The 8,699-nt window shown below is 65.4% G+C and carries 7 protein-coding genes and 1 pseudogene; 3 read left to right on the top strand and 5 right to left on the bottom strand.

The annotated features are described in order from the left end of the window. From I5M_RS02925 to I5M_RS02940, 4 genes and pseudogenes are all read right to left on the bottom strand, one after another. Positions 1-543, bottom strand: a pseudogene (locus I5M_RS02925) (two-component sensor histidine kinase); the annotation flags it as partial. Positions 544-546: 3 nt separating this feature from the next. After that, on the bottom strand, positions 547-1,581 hold the full coding sequence (locus I5M_RS02930) for a lysylphosphatidylglycerol synthase domain-containing protein (protein WP_022720032.1): 1,035 nt from the start codon (positions 1,579-1,581) through the stop codon (positions 547-549). 218 nt (positions 1,582-1,799) lie between these two features. Further along, positions 1,800-2,096: a hypothetical protein gene (locus tag I5M_RS02935; protein ID WP_022720033.1), complete on the bottom strand. Its 297-nt coding sequence runs from the start codon at positions 2,094-2,096 to the stop codon at positions 1,800-1,802. Between the two features lie 3 nt (positions 2,097-2,099). After that, entirely contained in the window at positions 2,100-3,494 is a 1,395-nt protein-coding gene (locus I5M_RS02940; protein WP_022720034.1) for an OmpA family protein, read from the bottom strand. 155 nt (positions 3,495-3,649) lie between these two features. Here I5M_RS02940 and I5M_RS02945 point away from each other — a divergent pair, with 155 nt between their 5' ends. Both I5M_RS02945 and I5M_RS02950 read left to right on the top strand, forming a co-directional pair. Next, positions 3,650-4,708, top strand: coding sequence for a polysaccharide deacetylase family protein (locus I5M_RS02945; protein ID WP_022720035.1), 1,059 nt, complete (start codon positions 3,650-3,652; stop codon positions 4,706-4,708). 86 nt (positions 4,709-4,794) lie between these two features. After that, on the top strand, positions 4,795-5,601 hold the full coding sequence (locus I5M_RS02950; protein WP_022720036.1) for an SDR family oxidoreductase: 807 nt from the start codon (positions 4,795-4,797) through the stop codon (positions 5,599-5,601). A 205-nt stretch (positions 5,602-5,806) separates the two neighbouring features. Here the strand turns inward: I5M_RS02950 and ugpB are convergent, their stop codons facing one another. Beyond that, on the bottom strand, positions 5,807-7,144 hold the full coding sequence (gene ugpB / locus I5M_RS02955) for a sn-glycerol-3-phosphate ABC transporter substrate-binding protein UgpB (RefSeq protein WP_022720037.1): 1,338 nt from the start codon (positions 7,142-7,144) through the stop codon (positions 5,807-5,809). 225 nt (positions 7,145-7,369) lie between these two features. Between ugpB and I5M_RS02960 the strand changes: the two genes are divergently transcribed. Continuing rightward, positions 7,370-8,699 (top strand): HAMP domain-containing protein (locus I5M_RS02960; protein WP_022720038.1); only part of this gene is annotated, 1,330 nt, incomplete at its 3' end.

Below are 8,699 nucleotides of genomic sequence, written 5' to 3' on the forward strand. Positions count from 1 at the left end.
GCGCGAGATCAGCTCCATCCAGCGCTCGATCGGCGCATGATCGAGATAGCGTACGTTCCGCGGTTCGGCGGTGGCGATCGCCTCGCGTAGCGCGTTGACGATTTCGGGATTGCGTAGCGCGAACTGCGCGAGCTCGCGGGCGCGCAGCGCCGGTGCGAGCTGGGCCGCCGCGGCATTGAGATGGATGACGCGCCCGGCGCGATCGAGCAGCACTGCGGGGTCCGGCATGCCGGCCACCACCGCGCGGACGACAGGTGTTTCGACCGGACTGATCCCGAGCGAATCCTCTCGCGCATGTCCGGCATCGGCGAGCCGCCATGGCACCAGCGCCGCCGCGGCGATGCAGGCGAACATGGCCGCGGCGCCGGCCGGCGTAATCTCGCCGAACACCGCCAGCACCACCAGCGCCAGGGCCGACGCCACCAGAATGATGGCGGCGTGACGCAGCCGATCAGGCCAGGGCGCCGTTGTCGATACGGGCTCGCGCGGCGGCGTGGTGATCAGCTGTCCGCGGACGTGGTCTTCGGGCGCCTGGGCGATCATGGCTCAACCTGGTGAGGGATCTTCGCGGACGGGCTTGGGATCGAGCGCTTCCGCGAGGCCGCCGACGCGCTTGAGACGCGCGCCGAGCAAAAGCTCACGGCCGGCGAGAACGAGTACCGAGAGAATGAATGGTGCATAGTAGTACAGCAGGCGGAACAGCAGCATGCCGGCGAGCAGCTCTTCCTTGTCCATCTGCCACAGCCCGACCAGCATGGCGGCGTCGAACACGCCGAGGCCGCCGGGCGAATGGCTGGCGAAGCCGAGCAGCGTCGCCGACACGAAGATCACCGCCACCACGACGAACCCGAGATTGGGCTCGTCCGGCACCAGCACGTACATCGCCAGCGCACAGAAGCCGAGATCGACGATGCCGATGGCGATCTGCAGCAACGTCAGCCTGCCGCCGGGCAGTTGCACGGTCCAGCTGCCGCGGCCGACGAAACGCGGCTTTGCCGACACCCAGATCACATAGAAGACCAGTCCGGCCAGGATGGCGACGGCGAGAGCGCGATTGAGCCAGGGCGGCAACTGATCGATCGAGGACGCAGCCTCGGGATGATAGGCGACACCGAGGCCGAGCACCGCGGCGTTGCCGAGCCAGAAGGTGAGACCGGCGAGAAAGCAGATCTTGGCGACGTCGATGGCGTCGAGCCCATAGGCCGAGTAGATGCGATAACGCACGGCGCCGCCGGTGAAGACGCTGGCGCCGACATTGTGGCCGACCGAATAGCTGGTAAAGGCCGCCAATGCGTTGACGCGATACGGGACGTTGTCGCGTCCGATCGCGCGGACGGCGAACCAATCGTAAAACGTCAGAGTGAAATAACCAGCCGCGACGAAAAGACCGGCGAGCGCCACCGACTTCGGCTCGATCTGGCGCATCGCGTCGAGGACTTCTTCGGTGTCGATGCCGCGCAGGATATGGACGAGGACGTAACAGGCGGTCGCAATGACGGCGATGCTGATCGCAACGGCGAGCTTGTGCAGAATTTGCTTTTCGCGCAGAGCCGTCACCGTCCTGCGAAATGCGACCAGCATTTAGACCTCGATTGCCCTTCTGCCGCTTGTGACATCTAAACCCATATCACGACAACCGTAACGATCGGACGATTGTACCTCGCCATTTTAGCTCGCAGCGGGACGAATTATGCCGGCAGCGCCGAGAGTTGGTTGCGCCGGTCAGCCTTTCACAGTCCCGCGAAAACCAAATCACGCCAAACGCCGCAGGCCGCGCCAACCTTAATGGCGCCTTGCCGTCAGCTCCGCCGCATCTGGCGGGACACGACCCAGTAACGCAACCAGGAGCCGACCGCGCATCCGATCAGATAAGCGGCAAACATCACCAGCAACAGGTCGAGCCAGAACCCGGGCTCGCCGGGCACCAGACGCGCCAGCGACAACCCGATCAGCACCGCCACGATACCCCCGACGCCCAGGGCGCCGTTGCGCGACAGGTCGGGTCCGCGATGCACCACCGAGATCCAGCCGGAGCCGAACCCGATCAGCAGCGCTCCGACCAGCCAGCCCCAATAGAAATCGAACAGCGCCATCATGAATCACCTGACTACGAAATCGATGCGGCGATTTTTTGCTTTGCCGGCCTCGGTATCGTTGCTGGCCAGCGGTATCTTGCTGCCGTAGCCGTACGCCTGCAGACGCTCGGGCGGCAGCCCGTCCTTGATCATCTCGTCCACCACCGCCTTGGCGCGGCGCTCCGACAGGGCCTGATTGCGCGCCTCGTCGCCGTCGGCATCGGTGTGGCCGGCGACCTCGATGCTGGTGTTGGGACAGCGCATCGCAGTCTGGGCCAGCCGGTCGAGCAGGCCGACCGAGTCCTTGTCGATGGTGGCGCTGGCCGAGTCGAACCGCACCGTGGTCTTGGCCAGCAGCTCGTTGAACAATTGCTGGCACACCGTGCCATCGACCGGCGAGCCCGCCGGCTTCACCGAAATGTCCGCCTTTACGGTCCAGCCCTGTGGCAGCTCCTTGTTCAGACCGCCGCGGATCTGGTTGGCCGCCGCATCGAACAGCGCATCGCCTGTCAGGTGCACCGAGCGGTCCGACACGACCAGCGTACCGGTCGAAAGCCGCGATAATGCTCCGAGCGCGGTGGCGACAGCGTCGGAAAAGCCCTGCGGCGCTCCGATACTGGCGCCGAGATGATCCACCACCTTCTCGCTGAAGAATTTGCGGCCCGCCGCCTCGACCAGAGCCGCGTGGGCGGCGTTGTCGGGGACGTAGCCGGTCAGCGTCAGCGTCGAGGCCACCGGATCCTTCACCGCCTGGAACACGTAAGGCGGCGCCTCGACGACATTTTCGGCCACGCCATAACCCTCCGGCAGATTGCGCAGCGCCGCCGCAATCGCCTCGCGGCCGCCGAGCTCCCGCGCCATGCCGGACAGGCTCACGGCATTGTCGGTCAGAGTGATCTTGCCTTCCTTCAGCCGCCCGATCTGATCGACCAGCAGGACCGCGGCGGCATCGAAGCGCTGCGGCGCCCCCCGTGCCAGAACGATCCGGTCCGAAATGTCGACGCCCTTCAGCACCGCGCGGGCCGCGTCGATCAGCCGCGCCTTGCTGGCCGGCAACGGCGCACTGCCGCTGAGTGTTACCCGAACGACGTCACGTTGGATGGTAAAGACGTAAGGCGAGACTTCCGGGACCAGCCGGGTGCGGTCCCGCACCAGGCGAATGCCCGGGACCGCTTCGACCGCCGCCACGGCGCTGCTGCGGCCCTGTTCGGAAAAGGCGTCCGCGGTGAGCGTGATGTCGCGCCCGGCGGCGGCAATCCGGGTCTTGTCCAAGACCGACGTACCGAGCGCGGCGTCAGCCCTGGCGGCGAGTTCGGACTCGACTTGGGGGGTGATGTTCCAGGCCGCGACGATCCAAAGGATGAGCAGCGGGATGACGCCGGGCCACCATTTACCGCTGGAGCTGTAGAGACCGCGCATTTCGCTTCCCGTGCATCGGAAGCGGAGAGAAATCAAACCGTTGCGGGGCTGTCAAACGCAATTCAGGGAAAACCAACCAAGCTGGGCATTGTTTATAACTGTTTCTTCAGGCGTGATCGCTAGCATCCCGCCGCAATGGACGGCCCCGCACCCCGATGAAGCAACTTCGCCACAACATCATCCGCGCCGGGCTGGAAACACTGTATTTCACCGGCGCCCACCGCGTGCTGCGGCCGATCCTGGCGGGAGTCGGAACCATCCTCATGCTGCACAATGTGCGGCCCCGCCTCGACGACCCGTTTCAGCCAAACCGCCATCTCGAAGTGACGCCGGAGTTTCTGCGCGCCACCTTGAGGCATCTGCGTGACAACGACGTCGACGTCATCACGCTGGACGAAATGCACCGGCGGCTGACCGAGCAGGACTTCAGTCGCCGCTTCGCCTGCATCACGCTTGATGACGGCTATCGTGACAATCGCGACTTCGCACTCGCCGCGTTCGAGGAGTTCGAGGCGCCCTTCACCATCTACGTCACCAGCGACTTCGCCGATGGTCGGGGCCGGCTGTGGTGGATCACCCTGCAGCGGCTGATCGCCCGCCACGATCGCATCGAGGCGGAGATCGGCGACGAGACGTTCGTCTTCGATTGCGCGACACCGCCGGCCAAACAACTGACATTCGAGCGGCTGCATGATCTGCTGCGCGGGCTCCCTGGCGGCGAGGATCTGGTCGAGGCCATGGCGGCGCTGTGCCGGCGCTACGGCTTCGACGACACCGAAGTCAGCCGCGAGCTTTGCCTGACCTGGGACGAATTGCGCAGCCTCGCGACGCACCCGTTGGTGACGATCGGCGCCCACGGCATCAGCCACGCTTTGCTCGCCAAGCAGAGCGAGCCCGTCGCCACGGAGGAGATCACTCAAAGCCGCGCACGTATCGAGCAGCAGCTCGGGCGCGAGGTGGCTCATCTGGCTTACCCTTACGGTGACCGCAGCGCCGCCGGCTTGCGTGAGTTCGCGATCGCCCGAGCTGCCGGCTTCAAGACCGCGGTGACGACCCGGCCCGGCATGATCTTCGCCGGCAGCTGCGCTCACATGACGGCGTTGCCGCGCGTATCGCTCAACGGCAATTATCAGAACAACCGCCTGCTGCCGGTGCTGATGTCCGGCGCCGCCACCGCGATGTGGAACAGCTTCCGTCTGTTCGACGCGGCCTGATCGCTCGTCCCGCTCCCCGCCTTGACTCGCTTCCAGCGCCGCCGCACAGATCGTGCGAAAGCAAAGGCGAAAGCAAAGGGGGCACGATGTTCAAGGATCTATTTTCGCTGCACGGACGCGTAGCGCTGGTGACCGGCGGCTCGCGCGGCATCGGCAAGATGATCGCCGGCGGTTTTCTCGCTTACGGCGCTGCGCGCGTCTACATCACCGCGCGCAAAGCTGCGGCCTGCCAGGCCACCGCAGACGAACTGACCGAACAATATCCCGGCGAATGCATCGCGCTGCCGATCGACATTTCGACCATGGCGGGCATCGACATGCTGGCCGGCGAGATCAAGCGCCGTGAACCCAAGCTCGACATTCTGGTCAACAATGCAGGCGCCGCCTGGGGCGCCGACTTCGACGAATTCCCCGAGGCCGGCTGGGACAAGGTGATGAACCTCAACGTCAAGTCGCCGTTCTTCCTGACCAAGGCGCTGGCCGGCCCGCTGCGCGCGGCGGCGAGTGCCGACCGGCCCGGCAAGGTGATCAACATCGCATCGATCGACGGCATCTTCGTCAATCCGCTCGAGACCTACTCCTACGCAGCCTCTAAGGCCGGCCTCATTCACCTCACGCGTCGCATGGCGGTGAAACTGATCAAGGATCACATCGTCGTCACGGCGATCGCACCCGGCCCGTTCGCCTCCGACATGAACCGCGCCGCACGCGACGAGGCCGATCACGTCGCCAAGCGCGTGCCGTCGGGCCGCATCGGCACCGACGAGGACATGGCGGGGGCTGCGATCTACCTGGCGTCGCGTGCGGGCGACTATGTGGTCGGCGCGACGCTGCCGGTCGACGGCGGCGTGGTGTACGCCAATCCCGGCATCCAGGGCGACGGCTGGGCGTGAGGACGCTGAGAGTTCGGCGCGCTGAGACCAGCAAGTTCGATCACTCGCTCTCCACCGTCATGCCCGGCCTTGTGCCGGGCATCCACGTCTTTAGGCAGAAGTTGTCAGAAACAACGTGGATGGCCGGGCCTTCGCCGCGACGAAGCGGCTTCGGCCGCGCAGGCGGGACGAGCCCGGCCATGACGGAGTCAAAATACAAACAGCCCTACGGCCGCGTCTGCTCGAATTGGCGCAGCAACTTGTTGCCGCGCTCCACGGCGGAGTCCATCGCGGCCTGGGCGGATTTCTTGCCGGTGAAGGCTTGCTCCATTTCTTCGTCGATCGCGACACGGATCAGCACGAAGGAACCGAGCCGCAGCCCCCGTGAATTCTCGGTCGGCGGCTTAGACGTAATCTGCTCGATCGAGATCGCCGTGCCGGGGTGGCTGGCGTAGAAGCCCTGGGCGCGGGTGAGTTCGTACGCCGCCTTGGTGATCGGCAGATAGCCGGTCTGCTGATGCCAGGCGGCCTGCACCTTGGGCTGCGACAGAAACGTGAAGAACCGCGCCACGCCTTTGTACTCCGCCTCCGGCCGGCCGCGCAGCACCCACAACGTCGCGCCACCGATAATGGTGTTCTGCGGTGCGCCGGCGACGTCCGGCCAATACGGCAATCGGCCGTAGCCGACGTCGAACTTCGAACGGGCGATAATGTCGGCCTGGGTTGCCGACGAGCCGATGAAGATGCCGCATTCGCCGTCCTGAAATCGCGGCTCGGCCGCGGTGCCGCGACCGCTGTAATCGTACAGTTTGGTCGTCTGCCATTCGGCGAGCTGCGCGACGTGGCGAACCACGGTCGGGTTATTGAACAGCAGCACCGCATCGAGGCCACCGAGGCCGTTCGACTGCGTCGCCAGCGGCAGATTGTGATAGGCGGAGAAATTCTCGATGTTGATCCACGACGGCCATGACGTCGTGAAGCCGCATCGGCTGCCGGCATCGAGCAGCCGCTTGGCCACGGCTCCGACCTCCGGCCATGTTCGCGGCGGCTTTTCGGGATCCAGTCCCGCGGCGCGGAATGCGGTCTTGTTGTAGTAGAGGATCGGTGTCGAGGCATTGAACGGGAACGACAACATGTTGCCGTCGAGATCGGTATAGTAACCGGTGATGGCGGGCAGATAGTCCGACGGCGAGAACGGCGCCTTCTGGTCGCGCATCAGTTCGAACACCGGATATACCGCGCCTTTGGCCGCCATCATGGTGGCGGTTGCGATCTCGTTGACCTGGACGATCGCCGGCTGGCTCGACGAGCGGAACGCGAAAATCGCCGCGGTCACGGTTTCGGTGTAGTTGCCTTTATAGATCGGCACCACGCGAAATTCGTTCTGCGAAGCATTGAAATCGGCGGCGAGTTGCTCGAGCCTGCGGCCGAGCTCGCCCGACATCGCATGCCACCAGGCGATCTCTGTGGCCGCCCGGGCGGTGCCGGCCGGCAACACATACAGCAATGCGGCGAGGAGCAGCGCCCATCCGGCCGTCCGACGCTTCGCGCTTCCGATAGCCATGCCCTATGTCGATCTGCTAAATATCGGAACTGCTGTCGGTCCCCGGTCGCGGACTCAACTTTATGGGATGAAACTGCTGCTGTCCAGTCGCGCCCCGCCTGCCTGCAAGAGCGCCTTGCGCGGCCGCGTATCGGCTGTCGGTGCCGTGGCGGGCCGCCTGATAGCAGGGTTGCTGATCAGCAGCCGCACGGCCGAACACGCCGCGCTGTCTTCATCGTTGACAGGATGACGCAGGTGCGCGGGGCCGATCCACTCCATCCGGATGCAGACGAATTCTCGGGCGGCTCTCACCGCAGCGGTCGCACCGGGCTGATCGGGCTTGTTCGTGCCATTCCGATCCGCTGGCGTATCCTGTCAATCGCGGCTCTGAACTCGCTGGTGGTGCTGGCGCTGGTGAGCCTGATCTGGAGCGGCGCGCGGGTGCTGCGCAGCGCCTGGGACGACGTCCGCCAGGTGCGTGAATCCGACCAGGTCCTGGCGCTGCTCGAAAGCGAGACCAGCCGGCTGCAGAACCTGATTCACCGCTATATCAACCAGCCCAGCCCCGACCTGTTCGCCGAAATCCTGCTGCTGCGCGAAGCCGTACTCGGCACCTTGAGCAATCGCGCCTCCAGTGATCCGATCCTGTCGGGCTCGGTCGACGAGCTGGAGCGCGTCACCGACCGCCTACTCTCCGGCTTCGGCGAATTGCGACAGCTCCAGAGCAAGATCAAGGACACCTACGAGACCAGGGTGCAGGGGCCGGCACGCGACATCGCCGCGCTGTATTCGGTGATCGAAGGCGCCACCGGTCAGCGCGACGCGCAGATCTGGCCGCCGCTCGGCCGCTCCCGCGAGGCCTTCACCGCGATGCTGGTGGCGGCGAACTCGTACTATCTGTCGCTGTCCAAGGACTCGGCCGAAGAAGCGCGGCGTAACACCGAAACCATCGAGCGAACCGTGCCGGTGATGAAGGAGCTCGCCGACAACGACCTGCAGAAGCTGGCACTCGATCGGCTGAAGGATCGCGCTGCGGCCTTGCGCGACGGCCTGCAGGCCCTGTCGGAGCAACTCGCCAGCCGCAGCGACGTGCTGCGCAATTCGATCGATGCCAGTCAGGCCGCCACCATCGCGGCGATCGACGCCTTGTCGGTGAAAATGCGCCAGCGCGAGCAGCGCGCGCAGGAAACCTTCGACCGCACGCTGACCGACATTTCCCGCAAGGTTCTGTCGATCGCCGTGGTGTTCCTCGGCTTCATCATGACGGCCGGCACCATCATCGCGCTCAGCATCCGCGCGCCGCTGCGGCAGATCCTCACATCGATGCAGGCGATCACCACCGGCGATTACGACCGCCGGGTCGGCGGCACCGAAGCGACCGACGAGGTCGGCGAGATGGCGCGAGCCGTCGAAGTGTTCCGTGAGAATGCTATCGACAAGCGCAAGGCCGAAGACGAGCTGCGCGAGTCCNAGGAGCAGGCAGAGACGGCGTTGCTCGAACTCGGCACCGCGCAGCAGAACCTGATAGACGCAGAACGGCTGGGCGCGCTCGGCGGCCTCGTCGCCGGCGTCGCTC

Source organism: Rhodopseudomonas sp. B29, assembly GCF_000333455.1.
In the GTDB taxonomy this organism is placed as follows: Bacteria; Pseudomonadota; Alphaproteobacteria; order Rhizobiales; family Xanthobacteraceae; genus Rhodopseudomonas.